Origin of the sequence: Mucilaginibacter sp. (assembly GCF_964263795.1) — a bacterium.
Lineage (GTDB): Bacteria > Bacteroidota > Bacteroidia > Sphingobacteriales > Sphingobacteriaceae > Mucilaginibacter.
Window position 1 is genome coordinate 270,401 of the sequence record NZ_CAXVWK010000016.1, and the last position, 22,389, is coordinate 292,789.

The 22,389-nt window shown below is 41.8% G+C and carries 18 protein-coding genes; 12 read left to right on the forward strand and 6 right to left on the reverse strand.

The window, feature by feature from the left end:
- Positions 1 to 567, forward strand: a complete 567-nt coding sequence (locus ACE5CV_RS02685) for a biliverdin-producing heme oxygenase (RefSeq protein ID WP_374948609.1) — start codon at positions 1 to 3, stop codon at positions 565 to 567.
- A gap of 6 nt (positions 568 to 573) precedes the next feature.
- Here the strand turns inward: ACE5CV_RS02685 and ACE5CV_RS02690 are convergent, their stop codons facing one another.
- Complete coding sequence (locus tag ACE5CV_RS02690; RefSeq protein ID WP_374948610.1) at positions 574 to 2,781, reverse strand: ATP-binding protein; 2,208 nt, start codon at positions 2,779 to 2,781, stop codon at positions 574 to 576.
- Between the two features lie 216 nt (positions 2,782 to 2,997).
- Between ACE5CV_RS02690 and ACE5CV_RS02695 the strand changes: the two genes are divergently transcribed.
- Both ACE5CV_RS02695 and ACE5CV_RS02700 read left to right on the forward strand, forming a co-directional pair.
- Entirely contained in the window at positions 2,998 to 3,411 is a 414-nt protein-coding gene (locus tag ACE5CV_RS02695; protein WP_374948611.1) for a VOC family protein, read from the forward strand.
- The gene (locus tag ACE5CV_RS02700) at positions 3,369 to 3,788 is read left to right on the forward strand and encodes an iron chaperone (protein WP_374948612.1); all 420 of its coding nucleotides are present in this window, start codon (positions 3,369 to 3,371) and stop codon (positions 3,786 to 3,788) included. Before ACE5CV_RS02695 ends, ACE5CV_RS02700 begins: the two co-directional genes overlap by 43 nt.
- Here the strand turns inward: ACE5CV_RS02700 and ACE5CV_RS02705 are convergent.
- A complete protein-coding gene (locus ACE5CV_RS02705) occupies positions 3,775 to 5,688 on the reverse strand; it encodes a beta-galactosidase trimerization domain-containing protein (RefSeq protein WP_374948613.1) in 1,914 nt (637 codons plus the stop codon). The two genes, ACE5CV_RS02700 and ACE5CV_RS02705, sit on opposite strands and share 14 nt — an antisense overlap.
- A 76-nt stretch (positions 5,689 to 5,764) precedes the next feature.
- Entirely contained in the window at positions 5,765 to 6,685 is a 921-nt protein-coding gene (locus tag ACE5CV_RS02710) for an EamA family transporter (protein WP_374948614.1), read from the reverse strand.
- Positions 6,686 to 6,913: 228 nt separating this feature from the next.
- On the opposite strand from ACE5CV_RS02710, the gene ACE5CV_RS02715 reads away from it, so the two are divergent.
- The 8 genes from ACE5CV_RS02715 (at position 6,914) to ACE5CV_RS02750 (ending at position 17,379) form a co-directional block, all read left to right on the forward strand.
- Entirely contained in the window at positions 6,914 to 9,538 is a 2,625-nt protein-coding gene (locus tag ACE5CV_RS02715) for a DUF5686 family protein (RefSeq protein ID WP_374948615.1), read from the forward strand.
- Between the two features lie 448 nt (positions 9,539 to 9,986).
- Positions 9,987 to 10,814, forward strand: a complete 828-nt coding sequence (locus ACE5CV_RS02720; protein WP_374948616.1) for a hypothetical protein — start codon at positions 9,987 to 9,989, stop codon at positions 10,812 to 10,814.
- A gap of 62 nt (positions 10,815 to 10,876) precedes the next feature.
- Entirely contained in the window at positions 10,877 to 11,353 is a 477-nt protein-coding gene (locus tag ACE5CV_RS02725) for a DUF4280 domain-containing protein (protein WP_374948617.1), read from the forward strand.
- A gap of 4 nt (positions 11,354 to 11,357) precedes the next feature.
- On the forward strand, positions 11,358 to 13,547 hold the full coding sequence (locus ACE5CV_RS02730) for a hypothetical protein (RefSeq protein ID WP_374948618.1): 2,190 nt from the start codon (positions 11,358 to 11,360) through the stop codon (positions 13,545 to 13,547).
- A 59-nt stretch (positions 13,548 to 13,606) separates the two neighbouring features.
- Positions 13,607 to 14,092, forward strand: a complete 486-nt coding sequence (locus ACE5CV_RS02735) for a hypothetical protein (RefSeq protein WP_374948619.1) — start codon at positions 13,607 to 13,609, stop codon at positions 14,090 to 14,092.
- Positions 14,093 to 14,104: 12 nt separating this feature from the next.
- On the forward strand, positions 14,105 to 14,884 hold the full coding sequence (locus tag ACE5CV_RS02740) for a hypothetical protein (RefSeq protein ID WP_374948620.1): 780 nt from the start codon (positions 14,105 to 14,107) through the stop codon (positions 14,882 to 14,884).
- Positions 14,885 to 14,920: 36 nt separating this feature from the next.
- Positions 14,921 to 15,475: a LemA family protein gene (locus ACE5CV_RS02745; protein ID WP_374948621.1), complete on the forward strand. Its 555-nt coding sequence runs from the start codon at positions 14,921 to 14,923 to the stop codon at positions 15,473 to 15,475.
- Complete coding sequence (locus tag ACE5CV_RS02750; RefSeq protein ID WP_374948622.1) at positions 15,475 to 17,379, forward strand: DUF2207 domain-containing protein; 1,905 nt, start codon at positions 15,475 to 15,477, stop codon at positions 17,377 to 17,379. The genes ACE5CV_RS02745 and ACE5CV_RS02750 overlap by 1 nt, the downstream gene beginning before the upstream one ends.
- Before the next feature lie 65 nt (positions 17,380 to 17,444).
- Here ACE5CV_RS02750 and ACE5CV_RS02755 read toward each other — a convergent pair whose 3' ends face one another.
- On the reverse strand, positions 17,445 to 18,590 hold the full coding sequence (locus tag ACE5CV_RS02755; RefSeq protein WP_374948623.1) for a hypothetical protein: 1,146 nt from the start codon (positions 18,588 to 18,590) through the stop codon (positions 17,445 to 17,447).
- A gap of 12 nt (positions 18,591 to 18,602) precedes the next feature.
- Positions 18,603 to 19,496, reverse strand: coding sequence for a TssN family type VI secretion system protein (locus ACE5CV_RS02760; protein WP_374948624.1), 894 nt, complete (start codon positions 19,494 to 19,496; stop codon positions 18,603 to 18,605).
- A 99-nt stretch (positions 19,497 to 19,595) separates the two neighbouring features.
- Between ACE5CV_RS02760 and ACE5CV_RS02765 the strand changes: the two genes are divergently transcribed.
- Positions 19,596 to 20,534 (forward strand): type VI secretion system baseplate subunit TssG, encoded by a 939-nt coding sequence (locus ACE5CV_RS02765; protein ID WP_374948625.1) that lies wholly within the window; start codon positions 19,596 to 19,598, stop codon positions 20,532 to 20,534.
- On the opposite strand, the gene ACE5CV_RS02770 is transcribed toward ACE5CV_RS02765, so the two are convergent.
- The gene (locus ACE5CV_RS02770; RefSeq protein WP_374948626.1) at positions 20,535 to 22,388 is read right to left on the reverse strand and encodes a hypothetical protein; all 1,854 of its coding nucleotides are present in this window, start codon (positions 22,386 to 22,388) and stop codon (positions 20,535 to 20,537) included. It lies immediately after the preceding gene.
- Position 22,389: the final 1 nt, after the last annotated feature.

Sequence of the window (22,389 nt, forward strand, 5' to 3'; positions counted from 1 at the left end):
ATGTTATCTGATAAATTAAAAGAAGAAACTAAAAGTAATCATCAGCAATTAGAAAAGGTAATGGTAGGCAAGCTACGCGCAATACGGTCCAAAGAGGAATACGCCGATGTGCTGAAACTATTTTACGGTTACTTTGGCGGGTTGGAAATGGAGATTAACAAGGTTATAGACGCATCCCTATTGCCGGATAATGCCGACAGGCGTAAAACGCAGTCTTTGGCGGATGACCTGCAAAGCCTTGGTGCCGCTGTGCCGGTTAAAGCATCGGGAGATGACCTGCCGGTTTTGACCAGCCATTTACAGGCGATTGGCGCGTTGTATGTGATTGAGGGATCGACCCTGGGCGGTAAGATCATTAGCAAAATGATGCAGCAGCAATTGGCGCTGAGGGATAACGAGCTCACCTTTTTTACCAGCTACGGTAATAATACAGAGCAGATGTGGGATGCCTTTAAAGACGCGCTGAATTACCAGGCAACTAATCCCGAGCAGGAAGCTGTGGTTATTGCAGCAGCCAACCAAACGTTTTTAAAGTTTGGGGAATGGTTTAAAAGTCGTAGCAGTTAGTTGAGGTTACTTGCTGAAAGAGATATAGAAAGACGAGCCTAAGCCCAATTCGCTATCTACCCATATCTTGCCTTTGTGTTTTTCGATAATGCGTTTAACAATGGCTAAACCTACTCCCGACCCTTCGATATCGCCTACGTTATCCATCCGGTTAAACAGTTCGAATATTTTAGGCAGTTGTTTAATGTCTATCCCCAGGCCGTTATCAGTAATGGTGTAAACCACTTCTATATCGGTTTCAGTTCCTGAAATGCTGACCCGAGGGGGCTCTGATTTCATGGAGTATTTAACCGCATTACTGATAATGTTAGCAAACACTTGCGATATCATTACCGGGTCGCCTTGTATTTTTGGCGTCTGGCCTATTGTAATGCAACTTTCGTCAACATTGTAAACCAGCAACAGGTCCCTGACAATTTCCTGGATGATGGGGCCGGTTTCGATTTCTGTTAAAACCAGTTCTGACCGGTTAATGCGTGAATAATCCAACACCTCATTGATCATGTTATTCATCTTATCCGCACCAGTATTAATTCGGTCTAAAATCTTAGTTGTTTGTGGTTTTAGATCCTTATCGCGCAGTAAAATTTGCGCGAAGCTTTTAATAGTGCTTATCGGGTTTTTAAGATCATGCGATATCGTATAACTAAAGGTATCCAGTTCTTCATAGGCCTGCTTCAGTTTCTCATTAAGTAAGCGGATGGCACCAGCCTTTTGGTTGATGGCATAATTGATCTCGCTGCGTAAACGTACAACAGACTTAACTTCTTCGTTGCTCCACTTTTTAGAGGTCCCGGTGACAGTTTGCGACCATTCTTCGAACGAGTTGCGGGGTGAGATATGTGCAAAGCCATCGTTAGATATCGTAACCGGCTTATCCGGGTTACCGGCCCAGGTAATGGTTTCTAACTGCTCGGGTTTAAACCATATTACATATTCGCCCATTTCTTTAGAAATGGTAGATACCATCATCCCCGATGCCACATTCCTGAACATAGTAGCTTCCTGGTACTCGGCCGGAAGTTTGCTGGTGTAATAAAAAGTTTCGTTAACGTTATTTGTTATCCAGTTTACCAGGCCTGCAAGTTGGGCATCATTAGGTGTAACACCTAATTTGGTGATGTTATTTTCAAATAGCAATACTGCGCCTGTAGCATCAACCGTGTTAAGAAGGTTTACGTTGTGGCCCGTTAGGGCGTGGTCTACACTGTTATCTTTGAGCATTAAACGGCTTAACTGATCAACAGCACCTTTGTAGCGTTCCTGCAATTGCTGGTTTTCTTCGTCCTGCCTGAATTCTAATGCCGACGACAGGATCTGCCCGATAAGTTTAGACGATTCGCGCGAACGGAAATCGATAAAACGGGGCGAGTAGCTATGGCAGGCAATAAGGCCCCAAAGCTCGTTTTTATACATCAGCGAAATACTGAAACTGGAGTATACTCCCATGTTTTTCAGGTACTGGATATGTATTGGCGACACAGCCCTTAGTTCGGAGTTGGTAAGATCTAAAGGGTTGGCTGCATTATCAGCTTCCGTAATAATTCCTGATGGCTCTGTATTAACGTTGGCAATAAGCCGTGTAAGGTTTTTTTTGTAAAGTTCGCGCGCCTGTTTGGGGATGTCTGACGCAGGATAATGCAGCCCAAGCCAAGAAGGCAAGTCTTCATTTTTTGCTTCGGCAATAACTTCGCCATGTCCGTCATCTGCAAAACGATAGACCATAACCCTATCATAGCCGATAACATTTTTTACCTGAATGGCGCTGTTGTTTAAAAGATTTTGGAGGTTCTTATCGGCCAGCATTTCTGATATCGACCTGCCGATCATCCGCTGTACATCTGTTTTACTATCAGATTGCGCCGGCTCAAATTCTAAAAGATAATAGTCGCCAGATGAATTGATGATAAGGTGAAATGGCCTGCCCTGTATATCGGTATTAAACGGGTTGGTTTGCTCAAAGCCGTTGCTTTTTCCAAGGGCTATCAATTGATTAATAAAATCCGGCGGTTCATTACTACCTATCAATGGTTGCATGTCACCCACATTCATCCCCAGTATCTCATCGGCAATTTCACCGAGATATTCAGATAGGTTGTCGCTGTAATAACGGATAAAATAGCTGCTATCGATCACTATTAAAAATCCGTGCGATTGTATCTTCCCGGGAATGTGTATGGGTTCCCTATCGCAATTAGTCAAGTCAAAGTTCACAGAGCAGGGTTTTGGTCATTAATTAAACAAATATGACAAAATTTAAATCGATTAACGTACTCACTAATGTCAAATCTCTTTAGCGCGCAATTATACACCTGTTCAGAGTTAAGTATCAATTTGTGCTTAGTCGGTATTGGCCCTTTAATTGGTCGCATTAATACCGTTCGGGCAACGGTTGTAAAAGTTATATTTGAGATATAATTTAAGATCAAAATGACGAAAGAACTTTGGATGAATTTGCCGGTTAAAGACCTTGCCCGCTCGAAAGAATTTTACAATGCCATCGGTTTTAAAATTGGTGAGGGGATGGGGAATTCGCCGGTAACCGCACCGCTTATAGTTGGCACTAAAGGCACAATGATCATGCTTTTCCAGGAGGAGGCATTTAAGACCGTTACCCAAAACGGGCTTACAGATACAGCAACAGGTACAGAAGTATTGTTTTCGTTCGATGCCGAAACAGAGCAGGAGGTTAATGTTATTGCTGAAAAAGTTGCAGCTGCCGGTGGCAATGTTTTCGCTCCGCCATCTCTTATACAGGGGTGGATGTACGGCTGTGCGTTTTGCGACCTTGACGGACACCGGTGGAATGCTTTGCATATGGATATGAACAATATGCCCAGGTAATGATGGATGCCCGTAAACCTGCCAGCGTCGACGAATATTTATCGGCATTTGTCCCAGACGTGCAGGAAGCAATGCAGCAGGTGCGAATGACTATTAAACAGGCTGTACCACAGGTTATCGAGGTTATAAGTTATGGCATGCCTGCTTTTAAGGTAAATAAGGTGCTGGTTTACTTTGCGGGCTATGCGCGGCACATTGGCTTTTACCCGGGCGCTGCTGCTATAAATGCTTTTAAGGCGGATATTGAACGATATAAATGGGCCAAAGGATCTGTGCAGTTCCCTCTTGATCAACCCATCCCTTTGGATCTGATCAAGAGAATAACATTGTTTAGGATGGCAGAAGATGCTGAAACCAAGAGAGCTAAATCCAGCTGATCACCATCGTTTCTTCTGCAGAAATATTGATGGTAGTACCGTTTACTTTGCCGCCTTTATTGGCAAACCATATTACCGGGTTACCGGGACTTGTTAAATTAATGCCGAATTGCTTTTGATGGGTTGATTCATTAACAATAACGGTAACAATTCCCTGCGTTGTGGTGAGCGTTTTCATAAGAATGCCCGGCTGTGGCTCGTTGAACCGGGCCGCGACAGCTTGTATATCGATCACATCACTTAAGAATGAATTTAACTGGCTGTAATCATTTACAATGCGGCTGCATAAGCCTGCCATAGTGGGCAACCAATACGCATGCCCTTTGCCGTGTTGGTTTTTTACCGCAGCAATATCGTTTCCTATTGTGCCGATTGCTTTGGCCACAATTGGCTTTAAAAGGCCTTTCCATTGATACGCAGGCAATTGTGTATTGCCCATCTGCAGGGTTTCGGCATTGTCGATAGCCTTGTACTCTAAAACGTCCGCACCAAACAACTCACGTAACGGGAAACCCATTCGCATCAGGCAAACGGCATTTTCATCATAGTAAGCGGTTAGCCCGTCTGCAATAAGGGTGCCGCCATTAGCAACAAATCCTGTTAGCAGCGGCCAGTATTTTGAAGGTATCGAGATCTGGTGCGCCAGGATGATCGTGATACCCCGGTAATCGGTTTTACTAAAATCAAATTCGCTTGTTTCTTTAAAGTTGCTCTGGATACCCATCTCACTTAAGGCTTCAAAATAAGCTATCGCCGATTTCATCACCCCGCCTTCATCGCGGCCAGGGTAGCTTTTGCCGCCGGTTTGCAGCTTTTTCTCTACCCATAACGATTCGCGGGTATATAGTATGTTTATGCCGGATTCTAATGCTCTGGCCTCTTCGAAAATATTGATATGCTCATTTACAACATGAGTTACAGCCGTAGCTGCCATTAGCCTGTCCGACGGCTCATTATGATAATTGAGCATAGCCCATTCGCCTGCTTCGATACCTGACGAGCGCGGGTTAAGGCACCAGAATATGGCGCCTTTACTCTCCGTAGCGATAGCTATCCAAAGCCATTGTGCAATTTCTTCTGCTGTTGGGCAAAGTGCTAAAAACCCACTGTAAGTATTGTTGCCACCCTGCAATTCGGTCATAAACCAGGGGATATTGCCCGCCCCTGAGCGGATGATCTCACAATTTGCAGATACGGCAAGCGCATATTGTTGCCTGTTGAAATACTCAAAATGCCAGCTGGCATGGGCAGAACCGCCAAGGCTGGTCAAAAATTCGCGCCATTGTGTAAAATCATACTCGGCAACGTTTTTAAAAATGGCGTGGTTATTAACGTGGATAATGGCATCAGTTTGATATTTTAAGATCTCGTTTGTTAGCCATTGTAAAAACCAGGTATTATAATGCAGGTGGAAGCGCTCATCAGCAAAATCAAATCTGTCGTACCCCTGGCTATTATATTCGGCAATCGTTTGGGCGGTTTTCCATTCTTCGTATTTACTTACCGCGAATTGCTCTTGCGGAAAATGACCAACCCCTGGCTCATTCACAGGCACCCATCCATAGCATGATTTAAATTGCTTAAAATGCGGAACCACCTGTTTTACATACTCGGCAATCGCATCAAAATGCGCGTCGTCCCGCGGGAACTTTAACCCGCCCAGGTCGGTAAAATCTGTCGCCGGGAATAAGTTGCCATATACTTTTATACCGTACTTTTCGGCAGCCAGGTAAGCAGTATCAAATAGCGTAAAATCCCAGCTGCCATCGTTTTTACGCATATAAGTTTCAAACAACCGGATGCGGGTAACGTTCATGCCGGCTTGCTTAAGCTGTAAAAACCAGGTTTCAATTTCCTCGGGCTTTTGGCCCGGTTCAATAAAAATTTCGGCGCCGATCATTATTGGCGTGGCTTGTTGTTTACTTAGAGACGGCATCCATTACTAACTCTATTTTTTATGAATGGTTTGTGCCTGGTTACATTAGCGTGCCCGGCTGCTTAGCCTCCGGCTGTGCTTTACTGAACCGGATATGCCTAATATTGAAGACAATTACCGAGACAAATATTACGGAATAGGCTATTGCCTGCATTTGTGTGACGGGCTCACGGTAAACCACGGTTGCGAGTACAAAGGCGATAATGGGATTAATGTTAAGCAGCATACCTACGGTAGATGAATTTATACCTTTCAATGCATAAAGGTTCAGCAACAGCGGTACAATTGTAAAGCCTACCGCAATGATCTCTACATAAAAATAAAAATGAAACGTTACAGGTATCGGTCCGCTAAATACCGGGTAGAACGGCAGCAAAATTAGCGCCGATAAAACGATATGGAAAGTGAGCAAAATGAATTTATCGAACCCTGTGTTTTTGCGCTGGCTTATGAGGTATAAAGCATAACTAAGCCCTACGATCATACTGTATAGCATATCCGTCATATTTGCATATGATAATAAGATACAGCCTGTTAATCCAAGTGCTACAGATAGCCATTGTAATTTACTGAGTTTTTCGTGAAGCAGAAAGTATGCAAGCAGGGTAGTCAAAATCGGGCAAACCAAATAAGCCAGTGATGTAGCTTTGATGCTGATATGGTTCATCACATAAATAAATGAGAACCAATTGATAGTTAAAAATATACTACCACAAATATTGAGCAGCAGGGTTATGCGCCGTTTGTTTGCAGGCAGGGCTTTGTAAATGATAATAGTTTCCTGCAGTTTTTGGCGCTTAAACAATACAGCGATCACCAGCATAAGCACGGCGCAGCTAAACACCCTATAAAAAAGAATATCTAGAGATGGGTAGCTATGTATTGGTTTTAAAACTAAACTAAAAAAGCCCCAGGTGGTGAATGCAGCAATGGCTGCAAGGTAGTATTTTGCGTCTTTCACGTTAGCAGCAGTACATTTTTGCCAAAGGTAACCTTCGGATGGTTAGCGTGGTAGAAGTATTATTATAATAATATGCGCGTTTGGTTTGAACTTTATAGCTGTTTTACGGTTATTTAACCGGTTAAGGTACTTAATACTAATACCTGCCGTTTATTGCTACGTACTAACTTATAATATTTAATAGCTGCTTTGACCTTCTTAACACTAATAACAAGTCCTTTTAAGGCTGTGGCCTGCTTTACACAATCTCTGACCGGTGCAGATAAACGGCTTAACAGGCAATATAAACTAAGTTTAATTGTATGGGCTTTGGTTTCGATGTATCCTTGCGCGGCGCGGGCCCAACAGCAGCAACCACCCGCCCCGCAGCAGGGTAGGACTTCAGTCACCGGGATTGTATTAGATGCGGCAACTAACCAACCCTTATCTTTTATCAACGTAGCCTTTACCGGCAGCAGGTACGGCACCTCAACTAATATAGAGGGTAAATACAGCCTTGCAGCTACCGGCGCTTACACGCGTGTAACCTTTTCTTTTGTAGGTTATCAAACAGTTATTAAAACCATCCGCCCCGGCGAGGCCAATCAGTTCACTATCCGGCTTAGCAGCAGCCAAACGCAGTTAAAAGAGGTTTCGGTAGTATCGGGCCGCAGCCAAAAATACCGTAACAAAGGCAACCCTGCCGTAGAGCTGATACAGCAGGTGATAGATCATAAGAATGAAAATCGGATGGCCAATGCCGATTATATTCAGTATGACCAGTATGACCGTATAGGGCTTTCGCTTTTCAATATCTCAAAAAAGTTTATTAACGGCGGGTTCTTCAGAAAATACCAGTTCATGCTCGATTCTTCTACCACGCTTAACGGTGTGCGGCAAACTACATTGCCGGTTTATTTTAACGAGAAGGTATATCAGCACTATTATAGGAAGGATCCTGAAAAGACCATCCAGATCTTACAAGCAGAAAAGGGCATTAACATTGTAAAGTTTGTGGATACCACAGGGGTTGATACTTACCTTAACCGCCTTTACGGTAACACGATCGATATTTACAAAAACAACATTTTTGTGATGGTGAATGAATTTTTAAGCCCCATTGCCGATCATGCCCCCAATTACTATAAATTCTTTATTACCGATACGGTAACTACGGCAAACGGCAAGCTTGCCGAAATTAGTTTTACACCCCGCGCTAAGGGCGACCTGCTTTTTGAAGGTAAACTGCTGGTATCACTTGACGGAAAGTACGCGGTAGAGGGTTGTGAACTAAATGTGAATAAGCAGATCAACATCAACTTTATGCGCAGCTTGCGGATCCGGCTGGAGTTTAAGCCCTTTCCGGGCGGCCGGTATTATTTGTCGCAAAGCAATGTGCGGGCCGATTTTGGCATTCTTAAAAATAAAGGTATAGCCATGTATGGCGAACGTACGGTTACGTACTCGAACTACGTTCTGAATGCCCCGCGTCCGGCAGATTTTTATGAGGGAAAAGAGTTGCAGTTTGTAGCCAAAACTGCCCAACCTGATACTGCTATATGGAACCGCCAGCCTGCTGATAGTGGGATGGCCAGGCAAAATGAGGTTTACGCACGCATTAACCGCCTCCAAAACATGCCATCATTTAAGCGCCTAACCTGGATAGCATCAACCCTGACAACCGATTATGCTGCAATTGGACCGATACAAGCCGGACCGGTAGGCTCTTTATACGCATATAATACACAAGAAGGCAGCCGTTTTCAGTTAGGCGGCAGAACCACGCCGGAGTTTAACAACACCGTTTACCTTGACGGATACACTGCCTATGGATTAAGGGACAACCAGGTCAAATACAACCTTACTACGTTCTTATCGCTTAATAAAAATTCGCCATACCGTTTCCCTAATGATTATTTTAAGATAGGGTACAAATACGATGTTGACCTGCCCGGGCAAAGCTTTGCCATCAACACTTCGCAAGCTGGATTGCGGTCTTTTCAAACCGGTAGCACCGATTACTGGCTTTACAATAAAATTTTCACATTAGGCTATGTTAAAGATTTTGAGAGCCACTTTTCATATAATGTAACGTACCGTTACTGGAATCAGCAGCCTGCCGGCACTTTAAGGTTCAGGCTAAATGATGTTACATCTACCCCTGTGCATGACCTTACCACCAGCGAACTTAGCCTGGGCATGCGGTTTGCCCCGCATGAGCAGTTAATACAAGGATCGCGCGACAGGCGTACCATCAAAAGTGTTTACCCCATTATCAACCTGCAGATAACACAAGGGCTTAAAGGCGTTTTTGACGGCGCATATAATTATACTAACGTTACAGTAGATGTTTATAAACGCTTTTACCTGTCACAGCTGGGTACTATGGATGTGACCGTATTGGGAAGCGTTATTGCCGGTAAAATACCTTTCCCGCTTCTTAACATCAGCCCCGCTAACCAGGCAATTGCTTACAGCCGCAACTCATACAATAAAATGTATTACCTGGAGTTTGTGAGCGATCATTACGCAGGTATAAACTTTACCCAAAGCTTTAATGGCTTTTTCCTGAATAAGGTACCGCTGATCAAACATCTGAAATGGCGCGAGTACTTGTCCGGTAAGGTGCTGTATGGTGGCCTGCGAGCTGAGAATGACCCTGCACGGAACGGCGATCTGTACCAGTTTCCAACCGGATCAAAAGATTCAAACGGCACATATGGTTTAGGCAGCACACCGTATGTAGAAGCCGGTGTAGGTATAGGCAATATTTTCAAGGTTTTGCGGTTCGATCTGATCAAACGTTTTAACTACCTCGATCACCCCGGCATATCTGCCTACGGATTAAAGCTAAGCATCCGCCCGGATTTGTAGGATAACAAGTTTTAGTTGCTAATAATTATCGACATTTAATTGCTGGCGTTTTCCTGGTTACAAAGTGCCTGCAATTATTCGTTTAATTATATTGCTGACAATCAGCGTGGTTTAACGTTCATATATTGATGATCCTGAACACCTTCATTATCGTCAATACAGGATTTGATCCTAAACGAAAGGTTTTCTTAATTGCTTTTAAAAAAAACAGATGTAGCAATCCGTGGGTTGTTACACAACAAAAGATTTTGTTCGCAACATGCAATTCATAGAAGATCAGACCCATTCAGACAAAAAGATAGTTTTATCTGCTGATTACACTTTGCCTTTCAAATCTATACCTGCTAATTATCCAAAACGATACGGCGTTGTTTTCCTGATAGATAACGGGTATGCGACTAACGAAATAAAATACGAGCTGGAATTGGTTGAGTTAAGAGCCATACGAATGGGTGCCAGGTTGTTTATGATTGATCGTGTTTCGGAAGTATATGTTAACGGTGTTATTCCGGACTTACTTGCAGAACAACTGGCTTATGAAGCAGGAAAAGTTTTTTATCCGCTTAATATTGAAACAGACGAGCGGAACAAGTTTTTAAGAGTGGCTAATTACAACGATATAAAAAAACGTTGGATTGCCGGGCGAGACAACCTGCTCGAATACTTTACAGGTGATATGGCAGTAAAATACATTGGATTGATGGATACCGCTGTAGCAAGTGAAAGCAGTGTTAATGCCATAATTGCTTCAGACCCGTTTATCAGCACTTACTTCAGTGGATTATACAAATCTTATTCGCCAGCGTTAGGTATTCGCCAAGATATTGTACTTCCCTTTACCGGCATGTCATTAAAGGCAGCTTATAGTTGCGATCAGCAAATAAGTCAAGTTCTTAACGATTTTGGTTCAATTGAAATCAGGCATGCGGGTAAACTTGCCGATAACCGGTCTGCAGATGATTTTGAGCAGGGCTATAATTTAGCGATAAGTCACAATGACCAAAACGACATAGCTTTGGCCACTGGAGAATATAAAGGTTTATTTATAATTAATGCCCAGAGTTATATGATAGAGGCTGCAATTATGCATTGGACCCTGCACTTAACTAAAACAAAAGCCTTTAATTTGAAGTTATTCGAAATAGAGAAGTCAAAGAGCGATTTAGCAGACTCAACGGCCGATCAGCAGCACTACCCGTTAACTGAAACTGCAAAAGATGAAAAACGTAATAGCGGTATTTTCTCAAATTTTATGGAATCATTATTTGGGAAGTAATAATATGGTTATTAGCGAGTTAATAGTAAGATGCTCACTTAATTGAACTTAACCAATTTAAGATGGCCGAGAAACATTTAGTTGTACAAGGTGCTGTTTGCCAATGTAATTTTGGCACCGTGCCCGATAAGTTAAAGGTTAACACACACACCCAGGAATTTGTTAATGACAAGGATGGTGTGAAAAAGCCGGTGGCCAGTACTAAAGATATTGGCACAACTTTCGAAAAAAACAACTTCGGGTCCTGCGCTAAAAAAAACAATAGCCCATGCACTGTAAATATTACAGAGTGGAAAGGCTTTTATGAGCATACAATACTTACAAATAAGGGTAAAATACTGTTAGAAGACAGCACAGGCACCTGTGCTGTAGGCGGCCCGCAGTCAGTAAAATTTGTTAATCATGGGCAAATTGCGCAGGTTGGCCAGCAAAACTTCAACAATGCGCAACCAGAAGTAATGCAGGCACTTAATCCTGCTGTTGACAGCAAACAGGTAACCGAACAGGAATTTAATGCAGATGGTATAACCTTATCATAAAGCAATGTCAGAAACCGGAGTAAAACGAATCAAGTATGCCGGCGGCAGCCATTATCCCAATCTAAGTACCGGCCAACTGGTAGTTATAGGTGCCGGAAAGCCAAATAAATTCGAGGTTTTAGAGTGGTATCCTGGTACCCCAGCGGTTCAGAAAAATAGGGTAACCTGGTTAATGCGGGATATTAAACGCAACCAGGTAATACTTACGTTCCAGGGTAATTCCGGCCTTTCATTAACCATTAACAAAAAATACAGCGGTCAGGCGGTTTTCAGGCTGGAAGCTGCATCTACTACCAATGCAGCAAATAAGCATCACACGGGTGTATTATTCAGAGGATACTGTAAGCCGGTCATATCAAGCTCACAATGGCGTAACACCCCGAATGGCGATAATATTAAAAACGGCAGCCCGATTAGTTATGGTGATGCCGTTTATTTACATCTGGATACAGAAGGCCTTAATGGTAGCATATTTTCTGTTGAGGTATATAACCAGCAACTTGGAGACGATAAAAAAATATTTGTTTACAACAACGTGCTCTGCGTTAATGGGGAGGTGAACCTGGCTATTCGTAATACATTTGCCTGGCGCGATAAGATAGACTGGCTGCAGCCTATAGAGAATTTCTACATTAAGGTAAAGCAAGACGGCGCTTACGTATCGGACTCGCTTGGTCAAAACCTGCATGCTGTTTATTTGAAGGTTCAGAATAAAGTTAGTAATAAAAAGGTTGATCTGCCGGTTAATAACAGCCCGGTAAAACTGGGTAAGCAGGAGATAAACGCAAAACAATACGAACTTTGCAAGTATACAGCAATCACGGTTACAGAAGACAGCCGTACATTAAAAATTTTTAGCGAAAAGCCGCCCGTGCCCGCAAAACTGAAAGATTTTGAAGTTGTAGCAGGTGAATCTCACAATATCAAAAAGATTACTGTAACGCTCGATGAGTATAATACAGATAAGTGCCTGGTGCAAAACAGTACCCATAAAAAGCACCAGGCCGAGTTAACTAAAGATGGTAAACCAAAGCCTAACCTTACTGTAAAAGGAAACAAAGTTGAACTACAGCTTCAGGCAGACATATCAGCCGTTATTAACGTAACACCGTTTTTATACATTTGGCCACCGCTTATTAAACCGCATATTTATCAGTTATCCCTGGATAGTTGCAGGTATACACGTAAAGTTAATTTTTTAGTATACCCTGATATTAAATGGGAACTGGAATTCAAGTGGAATCACGATGCGCCATTTGCTTTTAAATACTCCAACACACTTAGCCCGTATAAATTAAAAGATGCCCGTGACAAAGCCATTGGTGCCGCAGTAGATGCAGGTACAGCAAGTGCATGGGGCGAGATGGCTCAAAGCTTTGAACTTTCGTTAAAGGCCAAGTGGGATAAAGAGAAACAGAGCGTTGAATATGGTGGAAAAATAGCTGAAAAGATTGGCAAAACGCTTGCCTTGTTTGTGAAGATCAAAGAAATGGTTGTAGGAATTACTAAACAAGTAAGTGCTAAAACGCCATTTAGCTTAAACATTAAATCGCCCGCTATTGCGGCATCTGTGGGTTGGTTTCGTGATGAACAAACCGAAGGCGAAGTAAGCAAGGCCGCTACTATTGTTGAAATAAAAATGGGCGCTGAGCCGGTTATTGGTGCTGAGCTTTCAATTGACCTAATTGCAGCCGGAGCTGAGGTCGCTTCGCCTGCTATTGCCCGTATATTAAAATTTTTAAGAGATAATGCTAAAGAGAATCTGAACCTTGAATTCACCTTAACTTTGAGCGGGGATATAAAAATTACAGGCGAAACACAAATAAACATTAACAATCCTAAACTTACGCAAGGCAAAATATCTGCACTCGGAGTAATTACCATTGATCTGTTGCTTAAGGCACAAGCTAAAGGGAAATTTACAGCCATTGGTATACAAGGGTCTGCTGAAGGAGAGGCGAGTGCAAAAGCATCTACCGGAGTTACTGGCGGAGTAGACGCAGGAGCCGATCAAAAAGGCATTTATATTTTACCCCGTGCTGAATTTAATGGAGTTATTGCGACTATTGTATTAAAAGCCAGTGTGAAATACGGGGTAATGAAAAAAACGTTTGATAAAAGCCCGGATCCTTTAACTATCCTTAAGCCTGCAAGTATCAAATTTAATAAAGACAATTTTTACATAAACCATTAGTTATGAACCGCTGCCTTACTGCGCTGCTGCTTTTATCCATTTTTAATATTAACTGCTCAATGGCTCCACCAAAAGTTGATTTGTCCAAAGTTAAGTTCAACGAAAACGTAGAAGTATTGCTTAACGGAATAGCAATTGACAAAACGCCAGCAGAGCATGGCATTGCACACTATAAAGTAAAAGACAAATCGCATTGCAGCTTTGCAGGTGCCAACATGGAGTTTTCAGTTAGCGTTGGTACTCAGAATAAAATTGTTGCCTCGGTATATGCCGAAACGGAAAAAACAGCTAGCACAAATCAAGTGCTTAAATATCTTATTGCTACATATCACCAGCCAACCAGCAAAATAACAGACGATGGGGATACAAGAGCGTACTACTGGAAAACACCCCAGTTATTTATCCGTTTCATGTCCGGCGAAGTTAAATCTCCAACCGATGGCAAACAGATATCATCGTTCGTTCATATTGCAACCTTAAAGGCCCTTAAAGACGGTGTAGAGCCCGATCTGCTGCGTACATATCAGTTTATCCAAAACAACTAGTAAAGCCATCAAATGCCTGTAATGCACCAGCCATATTATACAGTTGAATTTAAGGGGGTAGCCTGCAAATTTGATATTTTAGTTAACGATATGCCAGCATTTAGTTATGACGATACCGGTTCTATCAATAGCCAGGTACCTATAAACCATTTGATCCTGCACAGCGGCCAGCAAAGTGTAAGCTATGTAATGCGGCCTATGCAGGGTACCAAACACCTAAGTAATAACAGCAGCCTATCATTAAAAGTATCTGTAGCCGAGGCATTAAATTTACAGCAATCAACTCCGGTAGCTGAATTTAAGCCGGCTAAAAGCGAAACAGAAGTAATAGAATTAAAGCAGCATTACAGTTTTAAAGCAGACGTTCCATATCAAGCACAGGGATGGGTTGGGGGAATGCCGTTAATTCATGATCCGGCTATTCGCTCAGATCTGGATCAGGCATACGCACGGATAAGGCAGATATTAATTAATAAAGATTATACTGCGTTCCGGAAACTTTATGAAGCAAAAATAAGCGAAGTAGATAAAGCCTTATATTCAACTCCCAAAGAATCTGAAGATGACTGGCAAGAAATGATTAATTATATTGCACATCCTGACATGGTAATCAAGTTTGATAACAAAGATTCCCATATGCAAATTTGTGGCGGCGGTAAAGTAGTAACGCTGCTTAAGCCGAATCATGATCCTGCGTTGTATTTTGAGAACAGTAAGGAAAAGGAGGAATATCAGCTCCCTTTTTTGTTTTATCGTAAAGGGCCCGGGCTGCCATTAACGGTCATCAGGTAAATCACATAACTGTATTTTTAAACTTAAAACTTTGCTATGCTTTTCTTATACATTATTCTGGCAGTAGTCCTTTTATTTATAGTTGTATCGGTCTCTCTTTACAACAACCTGGTTAAAAAAAGAAACCTGATGCAGGAAGGATGGAGTAGTATAGATGTGTTTCTGAAAAAACGGCACGACCTGATACCTAACCTGGTAAACATCGTAAAAGGTTATACTGCGCATGAGAAGACACTGCTGGAAGAGGTCACATCCCTGCGTACTCAAGCTATACAGTCGGTAAATATCGACCAAAAAGTAGGTGCCGAGACCGATTTAAGCCATGCTTTAGGCAAGCTGTTCGTATCAGTTGAAAACTACCCTGATCTGAAGGCCAGTCAAAATTTCCGCGATCTGCAGGGCCAACTAGCTACAGTGGAAAACGAATTAGAAATGTCAAGGCGCTATTACAACGGTACCGTTCGTGAAAATAACATTGCTATTGAAACCTTCCCGGGCAACATCGTAGCAGGAATGTTTCATTTTGAAAAAGGGCTGTTCTTCAACATCGACAACGAACAAGAAAAACAAAATCCTATTGTATCATTTTAATGAATGCTATAAGAAATACTATGCTTGTGTTATGCACAATTCTTTGCATGCACCTTTACGCGCAGCCGGTTGATACGACCCGTGAGCACATACTAAATTTTCATTCTGATATTGTTATCGACACTACAGGATTGATATCTATTACCGAACATATCAAAGTGTACGCAAAGGGTGATGTCATCCAGCATGGGATTGTGCGCTTTATCCCACTATACCGTAAAGATATATTCGGTAGCAATAAAAAAGTAGACTTTGAAATAGTTGAAGTTAAAAAGGACAACGTTTCCGTCCCCTTTAAAGCTGTTGACGAAAGCCAGAGCCGCAAAATTTACATAGGCGACGCTGACAGCACTCTTACACCCGGTATATATGACTACACAATAATTTACCGCAGCAAAGGTCATATTGGTTTTTTCGACAACTACGATGAATTGTATTGGAATGTAACCGGTAACAAATGGGATTTTGATATAGAAAAGGCATCAGCCACCGTATGGCTACCGGGAAAAGCGGAACCTGGCAACCGGTCATGTTATACAGGCGCTGAAGGTTCAACAGCCAGCAATTGCAGCAGCACGGTAAATATTGATCATACAGTAACGTTTGCAACAGACGGCAAACTTGAAACCGGGCAAGGTTTTACAGTAGCTATAGCGTTTACCGGCGGTATAATTAAACGACCAGGGACAGCAGAACGTTTATATAGCGATTACCTTGGCCTTATAGCAGGTATAATCTTGGTGCTGGTTTCCGCAGGAGGTTTTTACCTTTTGTGGCGTAAATATGGCAAGGACCCTGAATCGCCAGTTATAGTACCCAGCTTCCAGGTTCCGAATAATTGGTCGCCGGCTGTAATACGCTACGTTTATAAAAAAACGGCAGATAATAAAGCAACAGCCGTTGCAATGATAAGTATTGCGGTTAAAAAAGCCATTCGCATTAGTATGGATAAAAACAGTTCCCGCAACTATATATTTTACAAACTGACTAATGACCGTACTACACTCGCTGATGAGGAACAGAGCCTGTTTAATGCACTTTTTCAAGATGCAGAAAGCGTAAGCACTCAAAAAGACAATGCATCAACGTTTTCAAATGCGCGCAATTTATTTGCTCTGCGCATTAAAGCCCAAATAAAGCTTACAGATTTTTTTATCAAGAACACCTTATTAGCCATTTGGCCAGGTATTGCTATCCTTGCGTTTTTGGTAGGCTATATGCTTTTATGTGGCTTTACAGACGCGCTTATGATATTGATTTTTTTGCCTTTTATATGCATAGGCTTACTTGTTTTTTCAAGTGGTGTTAAAAATATAAAAACATCTCTCGGCACCGGTGTATTTCTCCTATTCTTTGGCGGCCTGTTTGGTGGTATACCACTAATCGCCATGATATCTTTAAGCACCACGCTATCTTTAATTCCTGTTTTGGTAACAATTTCAGTACTGGTTATCTACTTAATTTACGCTTTAAACATCAGCCGCTACACAGCTTTAGGTGCTGAGACACAAAGTAAACTGAAAGGATTTAAGATGTACCTTGAAACAGCCGAAGAAAATCGTTTAAACATGATTAATGCTCCGGAAAAAACACCGGAGTTATTTGAAAAGTTTTTACCCTATGCTGTGGCACTTGATGTTGAGAATGCCTGGGCTGCAAAATTTGAGACTATATTGAGCGAAGCAAGTTACGAACCCGACTGGTACAACGGTAACAACCACATGCCTTACAGGTCTTTTGTTAGTAACGTGCCTACATCATTTTATAGCGGTGTTAATATTTCACCGGCATCATCTAGCGGGTCGTCTAGTGGATCATCGGGCAGTTCCTCCTGGAGTTCGGGTAGCAGCGGCGGCGGCTCCTCGGGCGGTGGCGGTGGCGGCGGCGGTGGCGGCGGCTGGTAACTTTGCTAACGCTTTCACAAAAAAAGGGTCACTGGTTAAGGTGACCCTTTTTTGTTCATAGAGAATTAGTCCAGCAACGTCCATGAGCGTTTAGCTTGTACGGCTTGTACAACCTGCTGCTCGGCAACCACAATGTTCTCTTTACGTTGGCCGATATACTCCAGCGTGCTTAACTTATTCCAAAGCGCGATCAATACACGCATAAATTCGTCTACAGTAGTCAACGAGCTACGGATATCGTGGTGATTATAAACCACTTCAATTAAACGTGCAAGCAGTTCCTCAAAATTTCCGGGAGTAACGTCTTTCCATTCGTAAAAATATTTTAGCAGTTCTTCGCGCTCCGCACCTGCAATGCTTTTAATGGAACTGAAAAATAGGTGGGCCATTTCAGAAAAGTAACCGACCAAAACTATAGGCGACTGGTTAAATGCTATGTTACGATAAGAAAAATAGATTCTAGCAACATAATCCAGCATTTTGTCGCACAACATCTTTACATTTTTTCCAATGGGAGATATCGAATCTTTAGAAGTTATTTTGTCTATGATCCGGAAAGAAAGAAGTTGAAATTCGTTTAACTGATTACTAAATACTTCGTAATATCTGATAAGTTCAGGATGGCTTAAAAGGCTTACACATGGTGGGATATAGTCGGTAGAGATCTGGATGCCGGTTTTGCTTTTGGTAAATTTGCCCACCTCAAGGTAATTATTATTTTTTGAGTTGATTTGGGAAGCAGGTAATATAGTAATGCTATATCCACTACTTACTTCCGGATAACGCAGCGGGGTTTCATCAGCATCCGGCTTGCCTGATGGTACCCGGTCATGCGGATTTACTGTAAGAATCACAAAATAAGTTTCAACCACATCAGATGCCGTCTCTACGCTAAAATAATGATCGAAGGTATATTCCTCACCTAGGGCAGCTGGCGATATACTGATGCGGTAACCTTCGGCAGTAATGGCATTGCATTGCTTGATTTTAACCTGGAGATTGCTGGATGCCCGCTCAGTAATAAAAACATCAAGTGATGTGCTCTCCCCGCTAAAAGGCGGCAACAAACCAAAGTTATTATTATTTATACTAATCGAATTACTATCGCGAATAATGTCCTGAATAAAATTATCGGTTTTAACAAAATGGTCGCTTGAGATTTTCATCCCATCAACCCAGTTAACTGCTTTATACTTTAACGGTATGATCATGATTATTCAAATTTATAAATACACAGCTTCGTCGCCAGTACGCTCAGGCGCGTTAACTACCTCGGATACGCGTTTGGCAAAAATAGCATACTGTTCAGTAATTTTATTCTGTTCTATATCCAGGTCCGGGTCAATAAATTGTCTGTTGGTAAAAAATGAAGGTTTTATATAAAAGATCCATTTGAACGTTTCGCCAGTCCCCTGGTGATATTCGATAGGCGATTGGGGGAATTTAAGATTGTAATCATCAATGAATTTTTGGAACCATAATCCAAAATTCATGTTTCGCGGCGCTTTCGCTTTTACTTTAAGAGGCTCGTTATCATCCGTATTTTTATACATATTTACCTCTAAAACCAGGAGGTGGTTAAAATCAAGGTGCTCCATATTTATATCTTCCGGATATAAAGGATACTGCCAAACTTTATAAATTTCAAGAGGAATATTAAGGAACGCGATGTAGGCCCACCAAAATATAAGCGGCAGAAGAAACACAAATACTGACGTTGAAGCCCAAAAACCATATTGCAGGTTGTTTAACCAATCGAAACCGAGCTTAAATAAAAACATACCTAATAAACAAGCAATGAGGATGCATATAAAAAAGAAAGCTTTGCGCTCTATAAGTTCTGTTTCATAATAAGTTCCGGCCAGGTATACAAATAAAATCCCTGTAGCGAGATAATACAGTTGGCAGCAGATATAACCCCAAGGAATAAATTGCAGATCTAAAAACCCCAGGAGACCCGGGAGGCCTAAGATTATACCGGTGAGAAGCATCGTGACTATCAGCCGTTTATTGTTAATGATCTGATTCTTTCTGTTAACCAGGGTCATGATTGCAGTTGTAGCTACAAATATTACCGGGAAAAGGAGGTAACGGATAAAAAACGATTTAACGTCCATAAAAGTTAGGTCTGTAAAACAACAATAAAAAAAGTTGGATATTGTTTAATCAATTACGGTTAAAAGCCGTTATTGTTTTATATAAGCACATTGATAATAATGACCATCAAAAAGCCTAACCTTCTGGATACCGATTTTAAAGCGGTTGCCTATGCTGCAAGTCTGATAGACCGCGGCGAAATCAATGCAGATCAGTTAATGATACTGCCTGTTGGCCCAATGCAAAGGTCGTATTCAAAAGAGATAGCGGGCATATCGACTTATCAATCGGCCTACCGTAACAGGTCGATGACCTCAATTACCATTAACCGGGAGGGGCTTTACGATATGTTGCCCGAAGGCTTATTCCACAATCCGCCTGCTTCAAGTGTGATGATTACGGAAGAAGGTATGATAAAAGACATTAGAGAACGAAGGGAACAGGAAAAGCAGGCGCGCCTATTCTTTGCTCCTTTTGAGGCTGAAATTTATCAATTAAGGACTACTATCGAACTCTACGAAACCCGCCTGGATAAAAAATCAGAATATAACGAATTGGTAAACATATTCTTAACTGAATGGCAGGAGTTTAAATGCTTTTCTAACAGGCAAATGATCATTTTAATGCATGTGCTACCAGTAATTCATGAACAGCGGAACAACCTGGTATTCATCAGCGGCATATTAAGCATCATGTTTAATGTTGATTTTGATTTGCAATATCATCTAACACGCGATACTGCTATGGCAGCACAAACGGCACAAATGGAAGGCCGGTTAGGGAGTTGTACACTTGGTGTCAACTTTATTGCAGGCAATGTTTATGAGCCCGAAGAAGAGCTGCTGATAAAAGTAGGCCCTATTAGTGCCCAGCAAATGCTAACATTTTTACCCGGTACAACTACAGCCGAAGCATTGAATGTATTGCTTAACTACCTGGTACCGCTTGGTATTGCAACAGAAATGGTATTTGATGTTGAGCCCGAATATCAAAAGCTGGTGCTGGGTGTGGGGCATGATAATGCGTGCCTCGGTTTCACTACCTATTTAGGTAACTGATCAGTTATTTAAATAAATCCTGTAGTTTGAGTTAATTACGCTTCGGTTTTCCAGCTTCGATAAAAGTAAGCTTAACAAAGTATCCCATTCGCTTTCAGATAACCTTACCGCAACAGCGGGTTTCACATAAATATCTATAGTTTTCTTAAAACCCTCTTTAGGATTACTTGACACTGCCACCCCTTTGGAGATTTTAACGTCCGTAATTTTATTCCCCAGTTCAAAATGGCAAAAGCTTACAAGGTCGGCTTGTGTAACAATGCGATCTTTGGTTGTAAGCCCGTATTTGTAGGCCTGGATGCGTTCAGATGCACCCAGGTTATTTCTTCCGCCAATGCTCGATGTCATTAGCCGCAGACTTTCCGCCTTAATTTTAAGCATTTCAAACTGCTGTAAGCGTACACCACGGCGCAAATTATTTGCCTTATCAGCAAGAGTGGTCCAATATTGCAGGTAAAGCATCGCCGCTTTATCTACAGGTTTTACAATAAGATAATTGAACTGTTGGCCGCCATCTTTCACAGCGTTTGATTTGCGCTCTATCAATGCCAGGTTTTGCTCAAGGGTTTTAAGTACACTGTTTAAGAAGTCATTTCCGTAGCTAGCAAAAGCCGCTTTTTCATCGCGCAGCAGTTCAAATAAGTAAGTTATCAATTGTTGGGCGCTTCGGTCGTCAAACCGCTCTGCACCGCCATTTCGGATAGAATAACTCCCATCCTGGCTTTTGCCTGCCTGTGTATAAGGTATTTCAGTATAGTTAACATTTTTATCGTCATGCAGGTTGTTTACCGATAAAAAGTGATTGTTAAGCGCGGGTTTTATTGGAATGATATAATTAAGGTCATTTAAACGATACTTTTGTTCATGCAATCTCCTGTTAATAACGGGGAAGCAATTAACTGATATTTGCAATTCATCTATAATTTGTGGCGATATAGCTGCCGGGAATGTAAGTTTGATCCATACGCAGGTTTTTAGTCTGTTTAATTCGCCGGCATTAAACAAATGCGTAAACTCATCCGGGAAGGCTTGCTTATGCGAACTGATATCTGTTAACGCTGCATCGGTAAGTGTAATAAATCTATCCTGGTAGTATTGTTTAATATCACGTGTAATTAAATTAATGATGTTTTGCTCATAAAAAACGGGTCGGTTGTTTACGTTAAGTTCTTCTTCATATGTTAACCCCGGCACCGTCTCCAGTTCCTTTCCATCCATAAAACATTTAACAACCGATAAAAGCTTATAAAATTCGTCATTTGCAGAATACGATGGCCATTCGGTAAAAATAGCCAGATCTTTTAAGCTATTTAACTGCGGAGCACAGTCAATACCCACCCAAAGTATATTAGGCTCGGGATAGGCATCCGGGCGGGTATTAAGCAATACATTTTTATGCTGGTGCTCGTTATATTCATATAAATGTAAACCGTTGCTGGTATACCTTATTTCCGCATTGTACAAATTCACGTCGCCTGCAGGAGAAAAAAACATGTCGGTATTTTCGCCACCTTGCTTTGCTGCATTAGCTGACACCGGCTGGCGATAAAAAAATTGGTTTTTTACGGTTAACTTTTCTCTGGTTTCAATAGGCTGCCCTTTTAAAATAGCGTGTGCCGGTAATGCAGATGTAAGATAATCTGAGGCTAAGATCCGCGAAATCTTGTTCAGTACCCTATTTTCAAGGTTCTTTACATCGTTTGATACGTTAAATAATTCGGTGCTGAGTGCCTCTACTAAAAGCTTTACCAGCGGGTCCATGTCATTAACGTTGGTTAAGCCCCAATAATCAACGGCGTTGCCCAACATGCGGCCCCTTATCTCTTCTTTAGTATTAAATATAGCTGTGCTCATA